The sequence below is a fragment of the Agrobacterium fabrum str. C58 genome, assembly GCF_000092025.1.
GTDB lineage: Bacteria > Pseudomonadota > Alphaproteobacteria > Rhizobiales > Rhizobiaceae > Agrobacterium > Agrobacterium fabrum.
Genome location: NC_003062.2, coordinates 31854 through 55000 on the forward strand (window position 1 = coordinate 31854; position 23147 = coordinate 55000).

The 23147-nt window shown below is 58.7% G+C and carries 24 protein-coding genes (1 of these 24 only partly in view); 7 read left to right on the top strand and 17 right to left on the bottom strand.

From position 1 onward, the window contains the following. Positions 1–28 precede the first annotated feature (28 nt). The 6 genes from ahcY to chvI form a co-directional block, all read right to left on the bottom strand. Positions 29–1429 carry an adenosylhomocysteinase gene (ahcY, locus tag ATU_RS00140; RefSeq protein WP_006311102.1) on the bottom strand — a complete coding sequence of 467 codons (1401 nt, stop codon included), beginning with the start codon at positions 1427–1429 and terminating at the stop codon, positions 29–31. 128 nt (positions 1430–1557) lie between these two features. Next, positions 1558–1833: an HPr family phosphocarrier protein gene (locus tag ATU_RS00145; protein ID WP_006311103.1), complete on the bottom strand. Its 276-nt coding sequence runs from the start codon at positions 1831–1833 to the stop codon at positions 1558–1560. A gap of 11 nt (positions 1834–1844) precedes the next feature. After that, positions 1845–2246 carry a PTS sugar transporter subunit IIA gene (locus tag ATU_RS00150; RefSeq protein ID WP_003505374.1) on the bottom strand — a complete coding sequence of 134 codons (402 nt, stop codon included), beginning with the start codon at positions 2244–2246 and terminating at the stop codon, positions 1845–1847. A gap of 125 nt (positions 2247–2371) precedes the next feature. Beyond that, positions 2372–2836: an HPr kinase/phosphorylase gene (locus tag ATU_RS00155; RefSeq protein WP_010970614.1), complete on the bottom strand. Its 465-nt coding sequence runs from the start codon at positions 2834–2836 to the stop codon at positions 2372–2374. Continuing rightward, positions 2826–4616, bottom strand: coding sequence for a two-component system sensor histidine kinase ChvG (gene chvG, locus ATU_RS00160; protein ID WP_006311105.1), 1791 nt, complete (start codon positions 4614–4616; stop codon positions 2826–2828). The genes ATU_RS00155 and chvG overlap by 11 nt, the downstream gene beginning before the upstream one ends. Before the next feature lie 55 nt (positions 4617–4671). After that, a complete protein-coding gene (chvI, locus tag ATU_RS00165) occupies positions 4672–5397 on the bottom strand; it encodes a two-component system response regulator ChvI (protein ID WP_010970615.1) in 726 nt (241 codons plus the stop codon). A 338-nt stretch (positions 5398–5735) separates the two neighbouring features. Here chvI and ATU_RS00170 point away from each other — a divergent pair, with 338 nt between their 5' ends. Both ATU_RS00170 and arfB read left to right on the top strand, forming a co-directional pair. Beyond that, a complete protein-coding gene (locus ATU_RS00170; RefSeq protein ID WP_010970616.1) occupies positions 5736–7346 on the top strand; it encodes a phosphoenolpyruvate carboxykinase in 1611 nt (536 codons plus the stop codon). A gap of 127 nt (positions 7347–7473) precedes the next feature. Further along, entirely contained in the window at positions 7474–7908 is a 435-nt protein-coding gene (gene arfB / locus ATU_RS00175) for an alternative ribosome rescue aminoacyl-tRNA hydrolase ArfB (protein WP_010970617.1), read from the top strand. A 19-nt stretch (positions 7909–7927) separates the two neighbouring features. Here arfB and coaA read toward each other — a convergent pair whose 3' ends face one another. Genes coaA through hisB form a run of 7 tightly spaced genes read right to left on the bottom strand, consistent with a single transcriptional unit; the run spans position 7928 to position 12548 of the window. Then, the gene (gene coaA / locus ATU_RS00180) at positions 7928–8929 is read right to left on the bottom strand and encodes a type I pantothenate kinase (protein WP_169539100.1); all 1002 of its coding nucleotides are present in this window, start codon (positions 8927–8929) and stop codon (positions 7928–7930) included. Then, positions 8926–9249 carry a phosphoribosyl-ATP diphosphatase gene (locus ATU_RS00185; protein WP_006311110.1) on the bottom strand — a complete coding sequence of 108 codons (324 nt, stop codon included), beginning with the start codon at positions 9247–9249 and terminating at the stop codon, positions 8926–8928. Before ATU_RS00185 ends, coaA begins: the two co-directional genes overlap by 4 nt. 15 nt (positions 9250–9264) lie before the next feature. Continuing rightward, positions 9265–10041: an imidazole glycerol phosphate synthase subunit HisF gene (hisF, locus tag ATU_RS00190; RefSeq protein WP_010970619.1), complete on the bottom strand. Its 777-nt coding sequence runs from the start codon at positions 10039–10041 to the stop codon at positions 9265–9267. After that, entirely contained in the window at positions 10038–10781 is a 744-nt protein-coding gene (hisA, locus tag ATU_RS00195) for a 1-(5-phosphoribosyl)-5-[(5-phosphoribosylamino)methylideneamino]imidazole-4-carboxamide isomerase (RefSeq protein WP_010970620.1), read from the bottom strand. Before hisA ends, hisF begins: the two co-directional genes overlap by 4 nt. A 1-nt stretch (position 10782) precedes the next feature. Then, positions 10783–11433, bottom strand: coding sequence for an imidazole glycerol phosphate synthase subunit HisH (gene hisH / locus ATU_RS00200; RefSeq protein WP_010970621.1), 651 nt, complete (start codon positions 11431–11433; stop codon positions 10783–10785). 1 nt (position 11434) lies between these two features. Next, on the bottom strand, positions 11435–11929 hold the full coding sequence (locus tag ATU_RS00205; RefSeq protein ID WP_010972624.1) for a DUF2628 domain-containing protein: 495 nt from the start codon (positions 11927–11929) through the stop codon (positions 11435–11437). Positions 11930–11951: 22 nt separating this feature from the next. After that, on the bottom strand, positions 11952–12548 hold the full coding sequence (hisB, locus tag ATU_RS00210) for an imidazoleglycerol-phosphate dehydratase HisB (RefSeq protein ID WP_010970622.1): 597 nt from the start codon (positions 12546–12548) through the stop codon (positions 11952–11954). 200 nt (positions 12549–12748) lie between these two features. Here hisB and hslV point away from each other — a divergent pair, with 200 nt between their 5' ends. The 4 genes from hslV (at position 12749) to ATU_RS00230 (ending at position 18117) form a co-directional block, all read left to right on the top strand. Then, complete coding sequence (hslV, locus tag ATU_RS00215) at positions 12749–13273, top strand: ATP-dependent protease subunit HslV (RefSeq protein ID WP_003521197.1); 525 nt, start codon at positions 12749–12751, stop codon at positions 13271–13273. A gap of 87 nt (positions 13274–13360) precedes the next feature. Then, positions 13361–14668 (top strand): ATP-dependent protease ATPase subunit HslU, encoded by a 1308-nt coding sequence (hslU, locus tag ATU_RS00220; protein ID WP_010970624.1) that lies wholly within the window; start codon positions 13361–13363, stop codon positions 14666–14668. A 194-nt stretch (positions 14669–14862) separates the two neighbouring features. Beyond that, positions 14863–15828 (top strand): DUF1402 family protein, encoded by a 966-nt coding sequence (locus ATU_RS00225; protein ID WP_006311118.1) that lies wholly within the window; start codon positions 14863–14865, stop codon positions 15826–15828. Positions 15829–15948: 120 nt separating this feature from the next. Continuing rightward, on the top strand, positions 15949–18117 hold the full coding sequence (locus ATU_RS00230) for a malate synthase G (RefSeq protein WP_035258105.1): 2169 nt from the start codon (positions 15949–15951) through the stop codon (positions 18115–18117). A gap of 180 nt (positions 18118–18297) precedes the next feature. On the opposite strand, the gene ATU_RS00235 is transcribed toward ATU_RS00230, so the two are convergent. Continuing rightward, positions 18298–19011 (bottom strand): L,D-transpeptidase, encoded by a 714-nt coding sequence (locus tag ATU_RS00235; RefSeq protein ID WP_006311122.1) that lies wholly within the window; start codon positions 19009–19011, stop codon positions 18298–18300. Positions 19012–19194: 183 nt separating this feature from the next. Here ATU_RS00235 and ATU_RS00240 point away from each other — a divergent pair, with 183 nt between their 5' ends. Beyond that, on the top strand, positions 19195–19680 hold the full coding sequence (locus ATU_RS00240) for an MmcB family DNA repair protein (protein WP_006311123.1): 486 nt from the start codon (positions 19195–19197) through the stop codon (positions 19678–19680). 60 nt (positions 19681–19740) lie between these two features. Here ATU_RS00240 and ATU_RS00245 read toward each other — a convergent pair whose 3' ends face one another. The 3 genes from ATU_RS00245 to hrpB all read right to left on the bottom strand — a co-directional run. Further along, positions 19741–20328: an ActR/PrrA/RegA family redox response regulator transcription factor gene (locus tag ATU_RS00245; protein ID WP_010970626.1), complete on the bottom strand. Its 588-nt coding sequence runs from the start codon at positions 20326–20328 to the stop codon at positions 19741–19743. Between the two features lie 73 nt (positions 20329–20401). Next, positions 20402–21709: a two-component system sensor histidine kinase ActS gene (actS, locus tag ATU_RS00250; protein WP_010970627.1), complete on the bottom strand. Its 1308-nt coding sequence runs from the start codon at positions 21707–21709 to the stop codon at positions 20402–20404. Positions 21710–21738: 29 nt separating this feature from the next. Continuing rightward, positions 21739–23147 carry the 3' portion of an ATP-dependent helicase HrpB gene (hrpB, locus tag ATU_RS00255; protein ID WP_010970628.1) on the bottom strand. The gene runs 1078 nt beyond the window's last position, so only the last 1409 of its 2487 coding nucleotides appear in the window; its start codon lies beyond the right edge, outside the window — the gene reads right to left on this strand; its stop codon occupies positions 21739–21741.

Below are 23147 nucleotides of genomic sequence, written 5' to 3' on the forward strand. Positions count from 1 at the left end.
GTAATTTCAGTGGATATTAACTATGATATTAATATCTGTAGTGTTCAGCCTTGAACGGACCCTGCTTGGAGATGCCGATATAATCTGCCTGAAGGTCGGAAAGTTCGGTTAGCCGCACACCGAGCTTCTCGAGGTGGAGGCGCGCGACCTTCTCATCGAGGTGCTTCGGCAGCACGTAAACTTCGTTCTTGTATTCACCCGGCTTGGTGAAAAGCTCGATCTGGCCAAGCACCTGGTTGGTGAAGGATGCCGACATGACGAAGGACGGGTGACCGGTAGCGTTGCCAAGGTTCAGCAGGCGGCCTTCGGAAAGCAGGATGATGCGGTTGCCCTTCGGGAACTCGATCATGTCGACCTGCGGCTTGATGTTCGTCCACTTCAGGTTACGCAGCGAGGCGACCTGAATTTCATTGTCGAAGTGGCCGATGTTACCGACGATGGCCATGTCCTTCATCTCGCGCATATGCTCGATGCGGATCACGTCCTTGTTGCCGGTGGTGGTGATGAAGATATCGGCGGAGGAAACCACGTCCTCCAGGCGAACCACCTCGAAACCGTCCATCGCGGCCTGAAGTGCGCAGATAGGGTCGATTTCTGTGACCTTCACGCGGGCGCCGGCACCCTGCAGCGAGGCCGCGGAACCCTTGCCCACATCGCCGTAACCGCAGACCACGGCAACCTTGCCGGCCATCATCACGTCGGTTGCACGGCGAATGCCGTCGACGAGCGATTCCTTGCAGCCGTATTTGTTGTCGAACTTCGACTTGGTAACGCTGTCGTTGACGTTGATGGCCGGGAAGGGCAGCAGGCCCTTCTTGGCGAGATCGTACAAACGATGAACGCCGGTCGTCGTTTCTTCCGTCACGCCCTTCAACGCATCACGCTGCTTGGTGAACCAGCCGGGGGAAGCCTTGAGGCGCTTGTTGATCTGCGCGAAGAGGATTTCCTCTTCTTCCGACCCCGGATTGGAAAGCACATCCTCACCGGCTTCGGCGCGTGCGCCAAGCAGGATATACATGGTGGCATCGCCGCCATCATCGAGGATCATGTTGGAGAGGCCGCCATCGGTCCACTGGAAGATCTTGTCGGTATATTCCCAATATTCTGTCAGGCTTTCACCCTTGACGGCGAAGACCGGAATGCCGGCTGCTGCAATGGCCGCTGCCGCATGGTCCTGGGTCGAAAAGATGTTGCAGGAGGCCCAGCGGATTTCCGCGCCCAGTTCTTTGAGCGTTTCGATGAGAACACCGGTCTGGATCGTCATGTGAAGAGAGCCGGTGATACGTGCGCCCTTCAGCGGCTTGCTTTCACCGAACTCCTTGCGGCAGGACATCAGGCCCGGCATTTCGGTTTCGGCGATGTCCAGTTCCTTGCGGCCGAATGCGGCAAGGTTGATGTCGGCGACGATGTAGTCCTTCTCAAGGCTCATAAGGTTCTCCAGATCAGAAACGCCGCGCCTGACGGCCCGGCTCTTAAACGTAGCAGCGGTTTAGCAGGCCACAACCGATCTGGCAATAATGATATAAAGAAGTCTTTATGTCTTTATATGGGGCGGTCTCAGGCCTCTTCGCCAAAGCGGTTGGCGACCAGCGCTTCCAGTGCGGCCAGCGCCTCTACCGCCTGATTGCCACTCGCCTCGACATAGACGCTGCATCCGGGACTTGCCGCCAGCATCATCAGGCCCATGATGGATGTGCCGCCAACGGTCATGCCGTCCTTGGAAACCGTGATCGTGGCGTCGAAACCCTCGACCATCTGCACGAACTTCGCGGATGCCCGAGCGTGGAGACCGCGCTTGTTGATGATGGGCAATTCCCGGGAGAGAGGCGACATGGGCTGACTTCTTATTTGCCGCTTAAAACGCGGCTGGCGACGTTGATATATTTGCGGCCGGCATCGGACGCATCCTGAAGGGCCTTGTCCATATTATCTTCGCTGCGAACGCCTGCAAGCTTGATAAGCATGGGAAGATTGACCCCGGCGATGACTTCGACATTGCCGTTGTTCATGACTGAGATCGCGAGATTGGACGGCGTGCCACCGAACATGTCAGTCAGAATGATGACGCCGTTGCCATCATTGGCGCGCGCGACGGCGTCGATGATATCCTGCCGGCGCTGATCCATGTCGTCTTCGGGACCGATACAGACCGTCTCGATCAATTTCTGGGGACCGACGACATGCTCCAACGCATGGCGAAACTCCTCAGCCAGCTTGCCATGGGTGACAAGCACTAGTCCGATCATGAAATGCTCCCTTGCACACGCACTCTCATTGCCGACTATCGCAACGCGGCAATCCTGTCCATCGGTGGGATTTCATCTTGATGAGGAAAATGCGAATCGCAAGCCTAAAATCGCCTGAATCACGGTCACTTCACATTCGTTTTAAAAAGATTCTGAGCAAGTGCAGCAAACTTTCCATAGGGCACAAGACTGGAGAGGGGAATACGCAGAAGCCGAAGATGCCCACCGCAGGGCATTAACAACGCTTCGTCATCTTCGGGAAGTCTTGGATTTTCCGGTGAAAGAACTGTCGTGACGGCGAAATGTAGTACACCACTTGGGACGCTTTTGACGGAAACAATGCCGCTGCCGCGCAATTCCAGTAGTCCGGCGATTGCTTCCGGCCGCTCGGCGATGATGGTTTCGCCGTCGCGATACACGAAAATCTGATCGTCCGCGATCAGGGCCGCCGGCAATCCGCACCGTTCCGCCTCTGTCAAAAAGCTGAAGGCGAGCTCGCTCTTGCCGCTTCCCGACGGACCCGTGAAGAGGATGCCGGTGCCGTCGACGACGATGGCGGTCGCATGCAGGTTGAAGCGTTCAGCGTTCATGGGTTTCGGCCGCCGGCAGCGACAGGGTGAAGCGCGCGCCTGATATAACGCCGTATTTGTCGACCACGTTTTCCGCCCGGAGGCTGCCGCCATGGGCTTCCGCGATCTGGCGGCTGATGGAAAGGCCAAGGCCGGAATTCTGGCCGAAACCTTCGCTGGCCGGCCGGTCTGTATAAAACCGCTCGAAAATTCGGTCGATATCTTCTGCCTGAATGCCGGGGCCGTTGTCTTCCACCTGCACGATGCAGCGGTCCTTGTGGCGGGAAAGGCGCACGGTGATGCGGCCGCTTTCCTCCGAAACGAAAGAACGTGCATTCTCGATAAGGTTGGTGACAATCTGCCCGATACGAAGATCGTGGCCGTTGACTACGAAAGAGGTTTTGGCTCCGGCCTTCCGGTCGGCGACATAATCGATCGCCACGCTCTTTTTCTTGGTGCTGATCTGGCGGGATATGTCCACCAGACCCTTCATCAGCACATCGAGGTCGAGTGGCGAAGCATCGGCGCGCGCCAGCTCGGCATCGAGGCGCGACGCGTCCGAAATATCGCTGATCAGGCGATCGAGGCGCCGAACGTCATGGAAGATGATTTCGGTCAGCCGCTGTTTGGACTCTTCGGTCTTGGCGCGTGGCAGGGTTTCCACGGCGCTGCGCAGCGAGGTCAGCGGGTTCTTGAGTTCATGGCTGACGTCGGCGGCGAAACTTTCGATGGCGTCGATACGGTCGTAGAGCGCCGTCGTCATTTCACGCAACGCTATGGAGAGGTTTCCGATCTCGTCCTGACGCGCTGAGAAATCCGGTATTTCCTCACGCGTTCTCGCCCCGCGGCGCACGCGGATCGCGGCCGCCGAAAGGCGTCTTAGCGGCGTGGCGATGGTGGAGGATAAAAGCAGTGACAACACGATATTGACCAGCGTGGCGATGCCGAAGACGCGCATGATGGCAAGGCGCTCGGCATGCACGATCTTGTCGATATCTCCCGCCTGGGTGGACAAAAGCAATACGCCTAGTACGGCCCGGAAGCGCTGAACCGGCACGGCGACCGAAACGATCAGCTCACCCTTTTCGGTCACGCGCACGACCGCGCCGCGAACCCCCGTCAGCGCATTCATCACTTCTGGATAGATCGAGCCATCGCCACCCGGCGCTTCCTTGTATTGCGGCAGGCTGCTCGGCTGCAGCATGCGGTTGAACATGCTGGTGAACCAGTCACCCCAAGTCTGGGTTTCCGGCGTCACCGGCGGCAGATCGAAGCGCAGAACCTGTCCGCGTGAATAAAGGTGGCGGGAATCGAGCAACAGATTGGCATCGGCATCGAACAGCCGCGCGCGCGTGCGTGTCGGCGAAATCAGACGCCGCAGCACAGGCGCCACTCGCTCCGGGTTGATCGGGAAACTCAGATCCTCGTCGTTGGGGGCAGGGGTGATGCTCTGCCCCGCCTGCAATTCGAGCAGTTTTTCCGGATTGATGGTGATCGAGTTGGTATCGACCGATGCGGAAGCGGAGACCGCGCCGGCGATGATTTCGCCCTGCGTCAACAGGCTTTCCACGCGCGCGTCGATCAGCCCTTCACGGAACTGGTTGAGGTAGAGAATGCCGCCGACCAGAACCACGGTCGCGGCGACATTGAAGAAGAGGATACGGCGCGTGAGGCTGGAAAACACCGCATTGCCGAAAATGCGCCGGATGATCGTCAGCGGATGGATACGATGGCGGCGTTCGCTGCCGCGTTCTTCGGCATCGTCACTGTCCGAGACGGTTTCCGGCGTTTTCTTCAACACGTATTAAAGTCCTCACGCCCGGTTCGGGCGGTCCCTTCTGCTTGAGTCGGCTTCTTTAAGCCGCTTCGCGGAAGCGATATCCTACGCCATAAAGCGTTTCAATCATATCGAAGTCGCCATCGACCAGTTTGAACTTCTTGCGAAGACGCTTGATGTGGCTGTCGATGGTGCGGTCGTCCACATAGACCTGTTCGTCATAGGCGGCATCCATCAACGCGTCGCGGCTTTTCACCACGCCCGGCCGCTGTGCAAGCGAATGCAGGATGAGGAATTCAGTCACTGTCAGCGTCACCGGCTCACCCTTCCAGGTGCAGGTGTGGCGTTCCTGGTCCATGGCGAGCTGTCCACGCTCCAGCGTGCGCGCCTGCTGGTCCGCGGTCGGCTTCAGCGTGCCGCCGGTTGCAGCGGACGCCTCACGGCTGCTGGCACGGCGCAGGATGGCCTTGACGCGCTCCACCAGAAGGCGCTGCGAAAACGGCTTTGTGATGAAATCGTCTGCACCCATCTTCAGGCCGAACAATTCGTCGATCTCCTCATCCTTCGAGGTGAGGAAGATAACGGGAATATCCGATTTCTGGCGAAGGCGTCGCAAAAGCTCCATGCCGTCCATGCGGGGCATCTTAATATCGAAAATGGCAAGCTGCGGCGGACGGGCGATCAACCCGTCAAGCGCGGAGGCGCCGTCCGTATACGTTTCGACCCGGTAGCCTTCGGCTTCGAGCGCGATCGATACCGAAGTGAGAATATTCCGGTCATCGTCGACAAGCGCGATCGTCTGCATGTAGTTGGTCTCCATCGTCATTTTCTCGTAACTCCCGACATTCACCCAGCCAGGTTGTGCGCCGCGAGCCACTCTCTTGAGTATAAAGGTGGAACAAATTGTGGCAAAGGAAAACTCGCCCTGAAATCGCGGGGGTGCGGCGAGAGGATTTCGTAAAAACGCTGCGGCTGGATTTTAATGCGTCTTCAACCGATTTAAAAAGAAATAAAATCTTTTAAATCGATTAATATATTGAAATTACTAAGTTTTTTAAAGTCAGGCTCTTGCGTTTCCAAAAGCTGGCACGTATTTTCCGTGAAGATTTCAACGGCCTTATCGTCATTTACAAGGAACGCGTCATGAACGAGCTTGGGGTTCATAATCCTGCCAATGGAGTTGCGGAACTCGGACTGGGCGAGGCCTCCCGCGTCTTTTATAACCTCAATGAGAGCGAATTATACGAACACGCGATCCGTAACGGCGAAGCCGAACTGACCATCGACGGCGCGCTGCGCGCCGTCACCGGCCAGCATACGGGCCGCTCGCCGAAGGATAAATTCGTCGTTCGTGATGCTTCCACCGAAAACACCATCTGGTGGGACAACAACAAGCCGCTGTCGCCGGAAAATTTCGAGCTGCTGCGTCAGGACATGCTGGCCCATGCCGCCGGCAAGACGCTTTACGTGCAGGATCTGATCGGCGGTGCCGATGAGGAAAATGCGCTGCCGACCCGCGTCGTCACCGAGCTTGCCTGGCATTCGCTGTTCATCCGCAATCTACTGATCCGGCCGAAGCGGGAGACGCTTTCGGGCTTCAGCCAGAAGCTCACCATCATCAACCTGCCAAGCTTCAAGGCTGATCCGGCCCGTCATGGCGTTCGCTCGGAAACGGTCATTGCCTGCGATCTGACGAATGGCCTCGTGCTCATCGGCGGCACGTCCTATGCCGGTGAAAACAAGAAGTCGGTCTTCACGGTGCTGAACTACCTGCTGCCGGCCAAGGGCGTGATGCCGATGCATTGCTCGGCCAATGTCGGTCCTGAGGGTGATTCCGCCGTGTTCTTCGGCCTCTCCGGCACCGGCAAGACCACGCTCTCCGCCGACCCGGCACGCACGCTGATCGGCGATGACGAACATGGCTGGGGCGAACACGGCATCTTCAACTTCGAGGGCGGCTGTTATGCCAAGGCGATCAAGCTTTCGTCCGAGGCCGAGCCGGAAATCTACGCCGCGACCAATCGTTTCGGCACGGTTCTCGAAAACGTCGTGCTGGATGAAAGCCGGGTTCCTGATTTCAACGACAACTCGCTGACGGAAAACACCCGCAGCGCCTATCCGCTGCACTTCATTCCGAATGCATCGGAAACGGGCATTGCCGGCCATCCGAAGACGATCATCATGCTGACGGCGGATGCCTTCGGCGTGCTGCCGCCGATCGCGCGTCTGACGCCGGAACAGGCCATGTACCACTTCCTCTCCGGTTACACCGCCAAGGTTGCCGGCACGGAAAAGGGCGTGACCGAGCCGGAAGCCACATTCTCCACCTGCTTCGGCGCACCCTTCATGCCGCGTCATCCGGCGGAATACGGCAACCTGCTGCGTGAGCTGATCGGCAAGCACGGCGTCGATTGCTGGCTGGTCAATACCGGCTGGACCGGCGGCGCCTATGGCATCGGCAAGCGTATGCCCATCAAGGCGACGCGCGCGCTTCTGACCGCCGCACTTACCGGCGACCTGAAGAATGCGCAATTCCGCACCGATGCGAATTTCGGTTTCGCCGTACCGCTGTCGCTCGACGGCGTCGATGGTGCGATCCTTGATCCACGTTCCACCTGGGCCGATGGCGCAGCTTACGACGCGCAGGCGAAGAAGCTGGTATCGATGTTCGTTTCGAACTTCACCAAGTTCGAAGATCACGTCGACAGCAAGGTTCGCGACGCAGCCCCGGGCCTTCTGCTCGCGGCTGAATGAATATAAAGTCTTTCGTGAGGAGGAGGGAACCCGGCCCAGTGCCGGGTTTCTTTTTGCCGGGTTCTTTCATTTTGTCCGCTGTTTTCATTTTTTGCGTTCTGTGGCATCACCGGCGCGGAGAAAGATCATGGCCAGCGACCCGCTTTACATCAGCAACCGTATCACCATCGCCGGCTGGGAGCTGACGGAGCAATTCGTGCTGGCCGGCGGGCCGGGCGGCCAGAACGTCAACAAGGTCTCGACGGCGGTTCAGCTGTTTTTCGATATTGCCAATTCACCGTCCCTCTCGGATCGGGTGAAGGCCAATGCCGTCAGGCTTGGCGGTCGACGTGTTTCGAAAGAGGGTGTGCTGATGATCGAGGCCAGCCGGTTTCGAAGTCAGGAGCGCAATCGTGAAGATGCGCGCGAGCGGCTGAAGGAGCTGATACTGGAAGCTGCCGCCCCGCCGCCGCCGGTGCGCAAGGCCACCAAACCCACCAAGGGATCTGTCGAACGCCGCCTCAAGGCAAAATCCGGTCGTTCCGATATCAAGAAAATGCGCGGCAAACCCTCGGGCGATTAACCCGCAAGCACCCAGTTTGTCAGAGCTTTCGCAGCGCCACCGTATCTATCAGGTGGTTCTCTCCCTTGCGCAGAATAAGATCGGCGCGCGGGCGCGTCGGCACGATGTTCTGGCGCAGGTTCTTCAGGTTGATGTTCTGCCAGAGCCCTTCGGCAATGCTGAGTGCCGCCTCTTCGCTGATCGACGCATACCGGTTGAAGAATGAGTTCGGGTCGCGGAAGGCGGTCTGTCTCAGGTTCATGAACCGGTTCACATACCAGTTGTGAATGAAATCCTCATCGGCATCGATATAGATCGAGAAATCGAAGAAGTCGGAAACGATCGGCACGATACGACCGCCCGCCGGAAGGTCACGGGATTGCAGCACGTTGATGCCTTCGAAGATCAGGATATCCGGCTGGTCGATGACGGTGAATTCGTTCGGCAACACGTCGTAGGTCAGGTGCGAATAACGCGGGGCCTTCACATTCGGCTGGCCCGCCTTGATCGCCGAAAGAAAACGCAGCAGCGCGCCGATATCGTAGCTTTCCGGAAAGCCCTTGCGCTCCATCAGGTTTTCGCGCCGCAGCACCTCGTTCGGGTAAAGAAACCCGTCAGTGGTGATGAGATCGACCTTCGGGCTGGAAGGCCACCGCGCCAGAAGCTCTTTCAGGATACGCGCTGTCGTCGATTTGCCAACGGCCACCGATCCGGCAATGCCGATGACGAAGGGCGTCTTGTTGACATCCCCCATATTCAGAAAGCGGTTGCGCTGTTCGAAAAGCAGCTGCGACGCTTCAACATGCGATGAAAGGAGGCGCGACAGCGACAGGTAAATGCGCCGCACTTCATCCAGATCGATGGGGTCATCCAGCGATCGCAGCCGCTTCACCTCATCGGCGGAAAGCGTCAGTGGCGTGTCAGCGCGGAATTTGGCCCATTCTTCGGAACTGAAGAAGTGATAGGGCGAATATTCGTCCGCACGAAAATGATCGAGTGTGCCTGGCATGCCTCTCTCCCCGCTGCCCGCCTCAATCTTCATGGTGTCGGCCTCGCCGCCTTTTCCGCAAGGCCGGTCTGACCTGTGCGACGCTCCAGTTCGGCAAAAACATCGCTCAAGGGAATGTCGGCGATCTTCAGCACCACCAGCAGATGGTAAAGCAGGTCGGCTGCTTCGTTTTTAAGCCCGTCGCGATCCTGTGCGATGGCAGCGATGACGGCTTCAACCGCTTCTTCGCCCAGCTTCTTTGCTGCGCGCTCCTGGCCGGCAGCAACCAGCTTGGCCGTCCAGGATTCATCAGGGGATGCAGCGGCACGCTTCGCGACGATGCGTTCCAGATCGGAAAGGGAAAATGCGCTCATGGGATGTTCCTGCAATCAGTCGAGACGCATGGCAATGCCATGTTCGGCCATGTAGCTCTTGGCTTCACCGATCGAATAGGTGCCGAAGTGGAAGATGGAAGCGGCAAGCACTGCCGTCGCGTGGCCATCGCGAACACCTGCCACCAGATCATCAAGCGTACCAACGCCGCCCGAGGCGATGACGGGCACGCGAACCTGATCGGCAATGCTGCGCGTCAGGCCGATATCATAACCGCTCTTGGTGCCGTCGCGATCCATCGAGGTGACGAGCAATTCGCCGGCACCCCGTTCAACCATCTTGATGGCGAATTCCACGGCATCGATACCAGTTGGCTGGCGTCCGCCATGGGTAAAAATTTCCCAGCGGTCAGCTTCGCCATCTTTGGAAACCCGCTTGGCGTCGATGGAAACGACGATGCATTGGTTGCCGAACTTGTCGGCCGCCTGCGCAACGAAGTCGGGATCCTTGACAGCTGCGGAGTTGATAGAGACCTTGTCCGCACCGCAAAGAAGCAGCTTACGAATATCCGCGACGCTACGAACCCCGCCACCGACCGTCACCGGCATGAAGCAATGGTCCGCAGTGCGTGAGACGACATCGAAGATGGTGTCGCGATTGTCCGAGGACGCGGTGATGTCGAGGAAGCAGAGTTCATCCGCTCCCGCCGCGTCATAGGCTTTTGCTGCCTCGACCGGGTCGCCAGCATCGATCAGGTCGACGAAGTTCACACCCTTGACGACACGTCCGTCTTTCACGTCGAGGCAGGGAATAATGCGGGCTTTGAGGGTCATGCACGTACCTCCTTCGCGGCCTTGATGAGGTCAAGCGCTTCGGTGGGGTCGATACGCCCGTCATAAAGGGCACGGCCTGAAATCGCACCCTCGAGCTTTGCGGCATCCGGCTGCAACATTCGTTTGATGTCGTCGATGGAGGCAAGGCCGCCGGAAGCGATGACAGGGATCGACACGGCATCCGCCAGTTCCAGCGTCGAGGCCCAGTTGATGCCGGCCAGAATGCCGTCGCGATCGATGTCGGTATAGATGATGGCGGCAACGCCGGCACCTTCGAAACGTTTGGCAAGTTCGATGATACCGAGCTCGGAGGCTTCCGCCCAGCCTTCCACCGCAACCTTGCCGCCCTTGGCGTCGATGCCGACGGCGACCTGGCCGGGGAAACGTTTGCAGGCTTCGATAACCAGCACCGGATCGCGCACTGCCACGGTGCCGAGGATGACACGGGCCAGCCCACGGCTGAGCCAAGCTTCGATATGGTCGAGTGTGCGAATACCACCGCCCAGCTGCACCGGGTTTTTCGTGGATTTCAAAATGGCATCAACCGCTGCGCCATTGACCGTCTCACCAGCAAAGGCACCGTTGAGATCAACCACATGCAGCCATTCAAACCCCTGGTCCTCAAAGGCCTTCGCCTGCGCACCGGGGTCCTCGTTATAGACGGTTGCCTGCTCCATATCGCCGAGTTTCAGGCGAACGCACTCACCGTCTTTGAGATCGATTGCGGGAAAAAGAATCATGTCAGGGCTTCCAGCGCAGGAAATTGGAAATCAGGGCAAGGCCGAGCGTCTGGCTTTTTTCCGGGTGGAACTGCGCGCCCGCCATGTTGTCGCGGCCGACGAAAGCCGTCATCGCGCCACCATAATTGGTGGTGGCGATGACGTCAGTCGAGTGCTTGGCCGCCAGATGATAGGAATGCACGAAATAGGCGTGCAGCCCATCCGCACCGGTCTTTATGCCGTCGAACAGCGGGTGCGCGTGGCGGATTTCCAGCGTATTCCAGCCGATCTGCGGGATTTTAAGAGTGGGATCGGACGGCGTCATTTCCACGACGTCACCTTCGATCCAGCCGAGCCCGGTGCTGACGGTCTTTTCCAGTCCGCGCGAGGACATCAGCTGCATGCCGACGCAGATGCCGAGGAAAGGATGGGCTTTTTTCTCGACGGCTTCGATGAGCGCCTCGTGCATACCGGGCATGGCATTCAGACCCGCACTGCAATCCGCATAGGCACCGACGCCCGGCAGGACGATGCGGTCCGCCGAAGCGACGTGATCCGGCTTGTCGGTCAGATCGATGGTTGCGTCGATGCCAGCCTCGCGGGCGGCACGCTCGAAAGCTTTGGTGGCCGAACGCAAATTGCCCGAACCGTAGTCGATAATCGCGACACGCATGTCAGCGCCTTCCATTCAAGTCGAAAAGAAACGATCCGGCGGGATCGTCGACGAAGTTTTTGCCACCGCTCTTTTGCGCAGAAGTGGTCCAGACCGGCCGGGACAACTGTTCCGCCTTGTCGGCGTTTTCGGAGAGGCTGGAGAAATATATATCTTCCGCGCTTGAAAGATCAGGGGCGGAAATGACCGAAGTCAGCGTCCAGCCTTTGCGGATCAGGTGCCGGACGAGAAAATCACGCCCCTCCAGCGCCGTGATAAGCCCGATGGCGAAACCAAGGAGAATGCCGACGGGTTCGAATCCGGCTAACATTGAGATTTGCCCGGCCACAAGTGTGGCAATGACAACAACTGCCGTCGTCAGCCACAGCCGGTTGACGGCAAGCCATAACCAGGGCGCAATCAGTGCCAGCCAGACGAAACGGTCTGCAATGAAGCGGGTCGTCTTGTGGTCCCTGTCCGGCCCGTTGGGGGCTTCCAGAACGAGATAGCTTGTCATGGGCTTCCTGACAGCTTTGGCGTCAGGCCAGCATACCCTTGGTCGAGGGAACGCGGCCTGCCTGCCGGGGGTCGATCTCGGTTGCCGTGCGAAGAACGCGGGCAACGGCCTTGAAGCACGTTTCGGCGATATGGTGGTTGTTGGCGCCGTAATGGTTCAGGATATGCAGCGTAATGCCGGCATTCTGGGCGAGTGCCTGAAAGAACTCGCGCACCAGTTCGGTATCGAAGGTGCCGATCTTCGGCGCGGAGAAATTGACGTTCCACACAAGGAACGGCCTGCCGGAAATATCGACGGCAGCCTTGGTCATCGTTTCGTCCATGGCCAGATCGAGCGAGGCGTAACGGGTAATGCCACGCCGGTCGCCCAGCGCCTTGGCAATTGCCTGGCCGATGGCGATGCCGGTGTCTTCCACGGTGTGGTGGTCATCGATATGCAGATCGCCCTGAACTTCGATGTCCATGTCGATCAGCGAATGGCGGCTGAGCTGGTCCAGCATATGGTCGAAAAATCCCACGCCGGTGGAAATTTTCGATTTGCCGGTGCCGTCGATATCCACGCGCACCGAAACCGAGGTTTCGTTGGTCTTGCGGATAATCTCGCCTTTACGTTCTGCCATTTTGGCCGCTCCGTGAAAATGTTGCCGTTCCTTATCAGCACGGGACACAAATATCCAGTTGTTCCATCGTCTTGCGTGACGCGCCGAAAACGGTGCGTCGCCCCGAAGATTGCAATCGTGAAAAGCAAACTTACATAGAGCCACAGAGGGCCGTGTCCCGGCCCGTTAACCCCAGGCCCGTCAGGGCAGACAGGTGTTTGATGACAACAATTATTACAGTCAGGAAGGGCGGCAAGGTCGTCATGGCTGGCGACGGGCAGGTAAGCCTTGGCCAGACCGTCATGAAGGGCAATGCCCGCAAGGTTCGCCGTATCGGCAAGGGTGAGGTGATTGCCGGTTTTGCCGGTGCGACGGCGGATGCCTTCACGCTGCTCGACCGTCTCGAAAAGAAGCTTGAGCAATATCCCGGCCAGTTGATGCGCGCAGCCGTGGAGCTTGCGAAGGACTGGCGCACGGACAAATATCTGCGCAATCTCGAAGCGATGATGCTGGTGGCCGATAAATCGACCACGCTTGCCATCACCGGTAATGGGGATGTGCTGGAACCGGAACACGGCGCAATCGCCATCGGCTCCGGCGGCAACTATGCCTTCGCCGCCGCCCGCGCCATGATGGACACGGACAAGTCGGCCGAAGAGGTAGCGCGCCAGTCGCTCGATATCGCCGCCGATATCTGCGTTTATACCAACCATAATCTCGTCGTCGAAACGCTCGACGCAGAATAAGCGAATTTCTCAACCCCATTTCTCACCCAAGGGTCCTGTGGGCCGGGCCGGAATGGCCGGCCGGAGCAGGAAAGCCGAGAGGATAGAATGACCACTTTTTCTCCCCGGGAGATCGTCTCGGAACTCGACCGCCACATCATCGGCCAGCATGATGCAAAACGCGCGGTCGCGATTGCACTGCGCAACCGCTGGCGCCGCCAGCAGCTCGATGAGAGCCTGCGCGACGAAGTCATGCCAAAAAACATTCTGATGATCGGGCCGACCGGTGTCGGCAAGACGGAGATTTCCCGCCGCCTCGCCAAGCTGGCCGGCGCGCCTTTCATCAAGGTCGAAGCCACCAAATTCACCGAAGTCGGTTATGTCGGCCGCGATGTCGAGCAGATCATCCGCGATCTGGTGGAGATCGGTATCGGTCTCGTGCGCGAAAAGAAGCGCGCCGAAGTCCAGGCTAAGGCGCATCAAAGCGCCGAGGAACGGGTGCTTGATGCACTTGTTGGCTCGACCGCATCGCCGGGCACGCGTGAGAGCTTCCGCAAAAAGCTGCGCGACGGTGAGCTGGACGACAAGGAAATCGATATCGAGGTGGCGGATAGCGGCTCGGGCATGCCCGGTTTCGAAATTCCCGGCATGCCGGGCGCCAATATCGGCGTGCTGAACCTGTCGGAAATGTTCGGCAAGGCTATGGGCGGACGTACCAAGAAGGTGCGCACCACGGTCTCGAAGTCCTATACCGATCTTGTCCGCGACGAATCCGACAAGCTGCTGGATAATGAAATGATCCAGCGCGAGGCGGTGAAGTCGGTGGAAAATGACGGCATCGTCTTCCTCGACGAGATCGACAAGATCGCCGCCCGCGATGGCGGCATGGGCGCCGGCGTCTCCCGCGAGGGTGTGCAGCGCGATCTCCTGCCGCTTGTAGAAGGCACGACGGTTTCGACGAAATATGGCCCTGTCAAAACCGACCATGTCCTCTTCATCGCCTCTGGAGCCTTCCATGTGGCGAAGCCGTCGGATCTTCTGCCGGAGCTTCAGGGTCGCCTGCCGATCCGCGTCGAGTTGAAGCCGCTGACCAAGGAAGATTTCCGCCGTATCCTCACCGAGACGGAAGCAAGCCTTATCCGCCAGTACAAGGCGCTGATGGCAACGGAAGAACTTGATCTCGATTTCACAGATGACGCCATCGATGCACTGGCCGATGTCGCCGTTCATCTCAACTCATCGGTCGAAAACATCGGTGCGCGCCGCCTGCAGACCGTGATGGAGCGCGTTCTCGACGAGATCTCCTTCAACGCACCGGATCGTGGTGGGTCTGCCGTCAAGATCGATCAGGAATACGTCAAAAAACATGTCGGCGATCTTGCCGCCGATACGGATTTGTCGCGTTACATTCTCTGAAGACTTCAGGGACAACGAAAGAAGAGTGCGGCCATATTTGCCGCACTCTTTTATTTTATCTGCCTCATCTCGCATTCAGCCCGCATTTTGTTTATGGGAAGGGCTGCATTCCGGTTGGAACCGCTTTCGTGGAATGATCCGGTTTTCCCGCTTGTCATGCCGGGAAGGGCCGGCTCGAGAAAAGGCAGTCGCTCGTGCGCAAAATTCTTCTGGCATTTGTCGTGGCTCTGGCGGTTTCCGCCGTTTCGTCTTCTTATGCCGAGGCCGCGACGGTTGTTCCCCCGGGCAATCGCAATGCCGAACAGCCGGGTGTTCCCGGCGCTTCCGCCCGCAGAACCAAGGCGTCCAACAGCTCTTTCGAACGCAAGTACCAGAAGGTGATCGACCTTTTGTCCTCCGACAAGGCGCTGATCGCCAAGATCAAGTCGACCGCCGGACGCTACGGCATCGATCCAATTCATATGGTCGGCGCGATCGTCGGCGAACACACCTATAATGTCGACGCTTATGACCGTCTGCAGTCCTATTACGTCAAGGCGGCCTCCTATGCCGGTAGCAGTTTCCGCTTCGGCTACAAGGATGAGACGATTGCGCAGTTTCTGACGCATGCGCAATTTTCCAAATGCCAGGCGAAGAAGGATTCCTACAGCCTCTGGAACTGCCGCGAAGATGTCTGGGACGACAGCTTCCGTGGCAAAACAGTCGACGGCGTGGCCTATCCGAACAACCGTTTCAGCGCCGTTTTCTTCCAGCCATTTTATGCCGGCCAGACCTTCGGCCTCGGCCAGATCAACCCGCTAACAGCGCTGATGCTGTCCGACATGGTGTCGAGAACCTCCGGTTACGAAAAGCTGGATGAAAACGATGCCACTGCCGTTTATACGGCTATCATGGATCCGGACCGCTCGCTCGCCTTCATGGCAGCCTCCATCCGCAAGTCGATCGACGACTACCGATCGATCGCCGACATGGATATTTCGAAGAATCCTGGTGTGACCTCCACGCTTTATAATGTCGGCGGTTCGCAGCAGCGTGCGGCTGCGCTTGCACAGAAGAACCGCCAACGCGCCGGAGGCGGCGAGCAGCCGCTATTGCCGGAAGAAAATTATTACGGCTGGCTGGTAAACGACCGCATCAAGGATCTGCAGGCGCTTTTGTAGAAAAAGACTATTATCCGCCATATTGTTTCCAAAAAGGAAATAATATTTGGCTGGATGCCGCGATTGACGAGCGACCGCCTCAGCGTCCAATCTATGCCTTCAGAATATAAGGAGGCGCATGTGAGCCGCACGGATAAATTCGGTCTTTCCATTGACGACAGGCTGTATGCCTTTTTGACGGACGAGGTGCTTCCGGGCACAGGTCTGGACAGCGAGACCTTCTTTGAGGGTTTTTCGGCCATCGTCCATGAGCTTTCTCCGAAGAATCGTGAACTGCTTGCCAAGCGCGATGCGCTGCAGGAAAAAATCGATGGTTGGTACCGTGAGAACGGCGCTCCCTCGGATTTCGATGCCTATGAGGCCTTCCTGAAGGAGATCGGCTACCTGCTGCCGGAAGGTCCCGGCTTCAAGGTCGAAACTAATAATGTCGACCCGGAAATTGCCGTCGTCGCCGGTCCGCAACTCGTTGTTCCCGTCATGAATGCGCGTTATGCGCTGAACGCCGCCAATGCCCGCTGGGGTTCGCTTTATGATGCGCTCTACGGCACAGACGCCATTTCCGATGCCGACGGTGCGGAAAAGGGCAGGGGTTACAATCCGAAGCGTGGTGACAAGGTCATCGCTTGGGCGCGCAATTTCCTCGATGAATCCGCCCCGCTCGAGACAGGAAGCTGGTCCGACGTCACAGGCTTCAATATTGCTGACGGCCTGTTGCAGCTTGCCATCGGTGCTGCCACGACTGGCCTCAAGGATGCAGTTCAATTCAAAGGTTTCAGCGGTGAAGCGGCAAAGCCCGCCACGATCCTGCTCGGCAAGAACGGTCTGCACACGGAAATCGTCATCGATCCCTCGACCGAAATCGGCAAAAGCGATAGAGCAGGCATATCGGACGTCATTCTCGAATCAGCGCTGACGACCATCATGGATTGCGAGGATTCTGTCGCCGCCGTCGATGCCGAGGACAAGGTGCTGGTTTACGGCAACTGGCTTGGCCTGATGCGCGGCGATTTGACGGAAGCCGTCTCCAAGGGCGGCAACACTTTCACCCGCCGCCTCAACCCGGATCGTTATTATACCGCTCCCGATGGTTCCGCGCTCACGCTGCCGGGCCGTTCCCTGATGCTGGTGCGCAATGTCGGTCATCTCATGACCAATCCGGCGATCCTCGACAGGGATGGCCGCGACGTGCCGGAAGGCATTATGGATGCCGTCGTCACGGCGCTGATCGCGCTTTACGATGTCGGCCCGTCCGGACGACGCCAGAATTCCCGCGCCGGCTCCATGTATGTCGTCAAGCCGAAGATGCACGGACCGGAAGAGGTTGCTTTCGCCAACGAGATATTCGCCCGCGTCGAAAATCTTGTGGGCATGGCGCCGAACACCATGAAAATGGGCATCATGGATGAGGAGCGCCGCACCACCGTCAACCTCAAGGAAAGCATTCGCGCGGCGAAGGATCGCGTAGTCTTCATCAATACCGGCTTCCTCGATCGCACCGGCGACGAAATCCATACCTCTATGGAAGCAGGCCCGATGATCCGCAAGGGCGACATGAAACAGGCTGCATGGATCGCGGCTTATGAAAACTGGAACGTCGATATTGGCCTCGAATGCGGTCTCTCCGGCCACGCCCAGATCGGCAAGGGCATGTGGGCCATGCCGGATCTGATGGCTGCCATGCTGGAGCAGAAGATCGCGCATCCGAAAGCCGGCGCCAATACCGCCTGGGTGCCGTCGCCGACGGCGGCGACGTTGCACGCCACGCATTACCATAAGGTCGACGTCGCAGCCGTTCAGGAAGGCCTGAAAAGCCGCGGTCGCGCAAAGCTCTCCGATATCCTGTCGGTGCCGGTCGCACCGCGTCCCAACTGGACGCCGGAGGAAATCCAGCGCGAGCTTGATAATAACGCCCAGGGCATTCTCGGTTATGTTGTTCGCTGGGTCGATCAGGGTGTCGGCTGCTCCAAGGTGCCTGACATCAACAATATTGGCCTGATGGAGGACCGCGCCACGCTGCGCATTTCCGCCCAGCACATGGCGAACTGGCTGCGCCACGGCGTGGTGACGGAGGCCCAGATCATCAAGACCATGAAGCGCATGGCCGCGGTAGTGGACACGCAGAATGCCGGCGATCCGGCCTATCTGCCGATGGCATCGGATTTCGATGGATCGGTGGCTTTCCAGGCTGCTGTCGAGCTGGTGCTGAAGGGCCGTGAACAGCCGAACGGCTACACCGAACCGGTTCTGCACCGCCGCCGTCTGGAGCTGAAAGCAAAGCAGGCGGGCTGAAGCGGCCGCCTGGTATTTCCAGTAAAAGTGCGTAGCGGTTTTACGTCCGGAAATGCTGAAAACCAAAGAGATTGAGCATTGCAGGTGATCCCGTTTTCACCGGAAATTCTCTAGCGTTTCCATAAACAAAAAAGCCGCCGGGAAAATCCTCGGCGGCTTTTTCTTGATCTGATGTAACTTTTACTGGATCACGACGACCTTGGTGCTGCGGCCGGGGCGGACGCGGCTATAGAGATCGATCACATCCTGGTTGATCATGCGGATGCAGCCCGAAGAGGCAGCAGTGCCGATCGAAGCCCATTCGGGCGAACCATGGATGCGGAACAGCGTGTCCTGTCCCTTTTCGTTGAAGAGATACATGGCGCGCGCGCCGAGCGGGTTGGAAAGGCCCGGGCCCATGCCGGCCTCGACATATTTGGCCACTTCCGGCTTGCGGTCGGCCATTTCCTTCGGCGGATGCCACATCGGCCATTCCTGCTTCCAGGCCACATAGGCTTCACCGGCCCATGCAAAACCTGCCTTGCCGACGCCAATGCCGTAACGCACAGCGCGGTTACCGGACATGATATAATAGAGGTAACGATCGCGCGTATTGACGATGATGGTGCCGGGACGCTCGGATGTCTGGAACTCGACGATCTGGCGGCGGTACTTCTCATTCACGCGATTGATCGGAATGGCCGGCAGCGCATAACCCGCATCGGTCACGGGACCGTAGACATCGTTGAAAATCTGGACCGTTTCGACCTTCGCCGGAACGGGGTCAGCAACCGGCACTGACGCCGCGATCTTGCCGGAGGTCGGAGCGGAGGATTGGGAAGTCGTTTCGGCGCAGCCGGCCAGTGCCAGTGCTGCCGTCAGACCGAGTAGGGTCAATGGGGTGCGGATGCGCATGTCGTTCTCGCGGAAAATTCGCCAAATTGTGCGAAGGAGTAGGCTTAATTGGATAAATCGGTTATTTTCCATTAAGTCGCACTTGGCAAGCCATTGTGCAGCCGCGAAACGGCAACGCCTTTAAAATTGCCGGTTGATTGCCTTTTTGCAACAATAGGCCAAACGCTTCAGCAGCCTTTATCCATGACTATTCTTTCCTTTACCAATAATAATCCGTTAATCGACGGCCGCCAGTCGGACAAGGCGATGCTGGTACGTCGCGGCGTACAGGTGCTGTTGCATGAGATGCGCCATTCGGTTCTGCCGGAACTGCCGCTTGCGAGCGGACGCAGAGCCGATCTCATTAGCCTGTCGGCCAAGGGTGAAATCTGGATCATCGAAATCAAATCCTCGATCGAGGATTTCCGCGTCGATCGTAAATGGCCGGATTATCGCCTGCATTGCGACCGGCTATTTTTCGCCACTCATCCGGAAGTTCCGACCGACATATTCCCTGAGGAATGTGGGCTGATCCTCTCGGATGGCTATGGAGCACACATGCTGCGAGATGCGCCGGAGCACAAATTGCCACCGGCGACCCGCAAATCGGTAATGCTGGATTTTTCAAGAACCGCTGCAACCCGGCTTATGTTGGCTGAATGGACGACCGGGCGCAGTTTCGGGGAATAGCGTTCGGTTCCAGCCCATTATCCGGACGTAAAACCATTGCGCACTTTTACTGGAAATGCTTCACTTCGGAGCGCGTTTCGCGAGAATGCGCTGCAGGGTGCGCCGATGCATGTTGAGCCGACGCGCCGTTTCCGAAACATTGCGTTCGCACATTTCATAAACCCGCTGAATATGCTCCCAGCGCACGCGGTCTGCCGACATGGGGTTTTCGGGAACCTCGGTCTTTTCACCCTTGCGCTGTGTCAGAGCATTAAAGACATCGTCCGCATCGGCGGGTTTGGCGAGATAGTCCAGCGCACCGAGCTTCACGGCAGTCACGGCGGTGGCGATATTGCCGTAGCCGGTCAAAACGACGATCTGTGTATCGTCCCGGTTCTGCCTGATGGCTTCGATCACTTCCAGCCCGTTGCCGTCAGCAAGCCTCAAATCGACGACCGCATATTTCGGCGGCGCGGCCTTGGAGCGGGCAATGCCCTCGCTCACTGTCTCGGCAGTATCGACGGCAAAGCCGCGCGTTTCCATGGCCCGGGCAAGCCGGCGCAGAAACGGGCCGTCATCGTCGACGATCAGCAGCGATCTGTCGGGTCCGATCGGATCGATATCGTCCACCGGTTCGCTGGTGGCTGGGGTCTGGTCTTCAATCTTCATGTTTCCGGCCTTCCGGCAACTTCATCGGCTTGATTTTCTTCTTCTTATCGCCGCTTCAACGTGGATGGTAAAGTCAACGGCTTCTTTTATCGTCCATCAGCGCCCGAGGCCAGACGATTGTGACCCGCGCCCCGCTTTTGCTTGACGCGCGATTCTCAAAGGTGACGGCCGCGCCGGAACGCTCCAGCAAGGTCTTGGCGATGAAAAGCCCGAGCCCGAGCCCACCGGCGCGCGTATCATTGTGACGTTCGGTCACATAGGGCTCGCCGATACGGGCAAGCACGTCATGGGCATAACCCGGACCGTCATCCTCTATGGTGACGGCGACGTTCTGGGCATCGTGATCCACCGTCACGGTCACCTTCTCACGCGCATAGTCCACGGCATTTTCGATGAGGTTGCCCAGTCCGTAGATAATGCCGGCGTTGCGGATACCGACCGGCTCCTCGGCACGGCCAGTCTTTTCCACCAGTTCCAGGCGAATGCCAAACTCGCGATGCGGCGCCATCACCTCCTCGATCAGCGAGGAAAGTGGAAGGCGGCTCATATGCTCCTCGTTGTCGGCGGAAAGCGAGGTGAGCCGGCGCAGAATATCGCGGCATCTTTCGCTCTGGCTGCGCAGCAGCGCGATGTCTTCGCCGTATTTCTCATCATGCCCCAGTTCCCGTTCCATTTCCTTGGCGACGACGCTGATTGTCGCAAGCGGCGTGCCGAGCTCATGCGCTGCCGCTGCCGCCAGCCCGTCGAGCTGGGAAAGGTGTTTTTCCCGCTCCAGCACCAGCTCCGTTGCCGCCAGCGCATCAGCCAGTTGATTGGCCTCATGTGAAACGCGATAGGCATAAAAGGCCGCGAAAGACGTAGTAGCGATGATCGCAACCCAGGTGCCGACATGCAGCAGAAGCTGGATCGGCAAAACCTCGTCGGGGTACCAGGGAACAGGAAAAGGCGAAAAGGCGATCGCCGTCGAGCAGATGACGGCAAAGCCGAGCAGGATGAGCGAATGCTTCAGCGGCTGCGAGGCAAAGGCGATGATGACCTGCACGCAGATCAGCGGCGCGAAGGGATTGGAAAGTCCACCGGTAATATAGATCAGTGCCGTCAGTTGCAGCAGGTCGAAGGCGAGCAGCAATGTCGCTTCCCACGGCTCCAGACGATAGGTGGACGGAAAACGGGCGGTGAGAAACAGATTGGCAAGCGCCAGCGCCGCGATCAGAAGTCCGCAGGCGAGAAGCGGCAGGGGAAAATTCAGCGCGAAAGCGACAAACAGGATCGTCGCCGTCTGTCCGGCCACCGCCAGCCAGCGCAGCCAGATGATAGTCTGCAACCTTATCCTGCGGCTGGCGCGGCCAAGCCTGGTGGTTTCGATCGGATGGCCAGCCACCGTCTTCTCCTTTACCCTTTTCATCATCGTCACGTCCCGCGCGGTTTCGCACGGCTGGTCGGCAGGGCCGAGGCCGGATCCTCCGGCCAGGGATGGCGCGGATACCGCCCGCGCATATCCGCCCGCACATCCTTCCACGAGCCCGTCCAGAAACCGGGAAGATCGCGTGTCGTCTGTATCGGCCTGTGCGCCGGGGAGGTCAATTCCAGGAGCAGCGGCAGGCGCCCCTGCGCAATGGCGGGGTGGGCCTTCAGTCCGAAAAGCTCCTGTACGCGAATGGAAAGCGTCGGTTCGCTGGCGTCGTAACGGATGGGGTGCCGCTGACCCGTCGGCGCTTCGAAATGCGTCGGTGCCAGCCGCCCGAGATCTCGTGCCACCTCATGCGGCACCAGCGACAGGATTCCCTCGGAGAGGCTGCCGGGCCGGATGTCCTGAAGGCTGCGGGCGCCGTTCTGGAAAGGAACGAACCATTCCTCCAGCCGTGCAAGCAGCGCCGCATCGCTAACGTCAGGCCACGGATCGCCGATGCTGGCATTCAGAAAACCGATCCTGTCACGCAGCTGCAGGGTTTCTTTCGAAAATGGAAGAATGTCGAGGCCGAATTCCCTGACGCCATTGGCAAGTGCCCGCGCCGCCTGTTCGCCATCGGGTCTGGGCAAGGGTGTCTCGTCGAGAATGATGGCACCAAGGCGTGTCACTTTTCGCGCCCGCGCCTGACCGCTCGCCTTGTCGAACAGCAACTGTTCCTGCTGGACGATAAGATGCGGCATCCGCTCTTCTATATCAGCCCTTTCGATAGCCGCCGCCGCAAGAACACGTGGCTGCGCCGCCCGTCCGGTAATATCGGCCACGACGAGCATTTTGCTTGCCGCCAGCCGTTCGGTCTCGGCCAGCTCCGCGCCCCGCCCATTGGCCATCACGTAACGCCCCCGCGCGCCGCGTTGAAGCGCAATCCTGTCCGGATAGGCGTGCAGCAACAGAGCACCGACCTCGCTCGGCGTTTCAGCCTTCGCGGTCTTGTCGCCGATCGCGTCGAGCAGCCTTGATGCAAGCTTGCGCGCCGCCTGTGCCCTCTCACTTCTCTCGGAAAAAAAGCGCCGCAGCCTTTCATCTAGGTCGATGTCGTTGCCACCCAGTCCCTGTTCCGTCAGCATGACGGCGAGCATCGCCGCCTTTTTCCCGGCACCTTCTTCCGCCGAGGCAATCACCATGGCCGCAAGCCGCGGCGGCAATGAAAGGCCACGCATCAGATGGCCCTGTCGCGTCAGCCCGCCGCTGTTATCGAGGGCACCGAGGTTTTTGAGAAGCGCCACCGATTCTTTCAGTGCAGCTTCAGGCGGCGCATCGAGAAATGCGAGCGCGGAAGGGTCGTGAACGCCCCAGTGGGCGAGATCGAGGGCGAGACCGGAAAGATCGCTCGCCAGAATTTGCGGTGGCG

What these genes read in the sequence shown, in the direction of transcription:
- hslV (WP_003521197.1), top strand. Translation starts at nt 12,749, where the DNA reads ATGACAACAATTATTACAGTCAGGAAGGGCGGCAAGGTCGTCATGGCT.
- hisF (WP_010970619.1), bottom strand. Translation starts at nt 10,041, where the DNA reads ATGACCCTCAAAGCCCGCATTATTCCCTGCCTCGACGTGAAAGACGGA.
- ATU_RS00205 (WP_010972624.1), bottom strand. Translation starts at nt 11,929, where the DNA reads ATGACAAGCTATCTCGTTCTGGAAGCCCCCAACGGGCCGGACAGGGAC.
- chvI (WP_010970615.1), bottom strand. Translation starts at nt 5,397, where the DNA reads ATGCAGACGATCGCGCTTGTCGACGATGACCGGAATATTCTCACTTCG.
- ATU_RS00185 (WP_006311110.1), bottom strand. Translation starts at nt 9,249, where the DNA reads ATGAGCGCATTTTCCCTTTCCGATCTGGAACGCATCGTCGCGAAGCGT.
- coaA (WP_169539100.1), bottom strand. Translation starts at nt 8,929, where the DNA reads ATGAAGATTGAGGCGGGCAGCGGGGAGAGAGGCATGCCAGGCACACTC.
- hisB (WP_010970622.1), bottom strand. Translation starts at nt 12,548, where the DNA reads ATGGCAGAACGTAAAGGCGAGATTATCCGCAAGACCAACGAAACCTCG.
- hslU (WP_010970624.1), top strand. Translation starts at nt 13,361, where the DNA reads ATGACCACTTTTTCTCCCCGGGAGATCGTCTCGGAACTCGACCGCCAC.
- ATU_RS00150 (WP_003505374.1), bottom strand. Translation starts at nt 2,246, where the DNA reads ATGATCGGACTAGTGCTTGTCACCCATGGCAAGCTGGCTGAGGAGTTT.
- arfB (WP_010970617.1), top strand. Translation starts at nt 7,474, where the DNA reads ATGGCCAGCGACCCGCTTTACATCAGCAACCGTATCACCATCGCCGGC.
- ATU_RS00155 (WP_010970614.1), bottom strand. Translation starts at nt 2,836, where the DNA reads ATGAACGCTGAACGCTTCAACCTGCATGCGACCGCCATCGTCGTCGAC.
- ATU_RS00235 (WP_006311122.1), bottom strand. Translation starts at nt 19,011, where the DNA reads ATGCGCATCCGCACCCCATTGACCCTACTCGGTCTGACGGCAGCACTG.
- hisA (WP_010970620.1), bottom strand. Translation starts at nt 10,781, where the DNA reads ATGATTCTTTTTCCCGCAATCGATCTCAAAGACGGTGAGTGCGTTCGC.
- ATU_RS00240 (WP_006311123.1), top strand. Translation starts at nt 19,195, where the DNA reads ATGACTATTCTTTCCTTTACCAATAATAATCCGTTAATCGACGGCCGC.
- ATU_RS00145 (WP_006311103.1), bottom strand. Translation starts at nt 1,833, where the DNA reads ATGTCGCCTCTCTCCCGGGAATTGCCCATCATCAACAAGCGCGGTCTC.
- ahcY (WP_006311102.1), bottom strand. Translation starts at nt 1,429, where the DNA reads ATGAGCCTTGAGAAGGACTACATCGTCGCCGACATCAACCTTGCCGCA.
- ATU_RS00170 (WP_010970616.1), top strand. Translation starts at nt 5,736, where the DNA reads ATGAACGAGCTTGGGGTTCATAATCCTGCCAATGGAGTTGCGGAACTC.
- hisH (WP_010970621.1), bottom strand. Translation starts at nt 11,433, where the DNA reads ATGCGTGTCGCGATTATCGACTACGGTTCGGGCAATTTGCGTTCGGCC.
- ATU_RS00245 (WP_010970626.1), bottom strand. Translation starts at nt 20,328, where the DNA reads ATGAAGATTGAAGACCAGACCCCAGCCACCAGCGAACCGGTGGACGAT.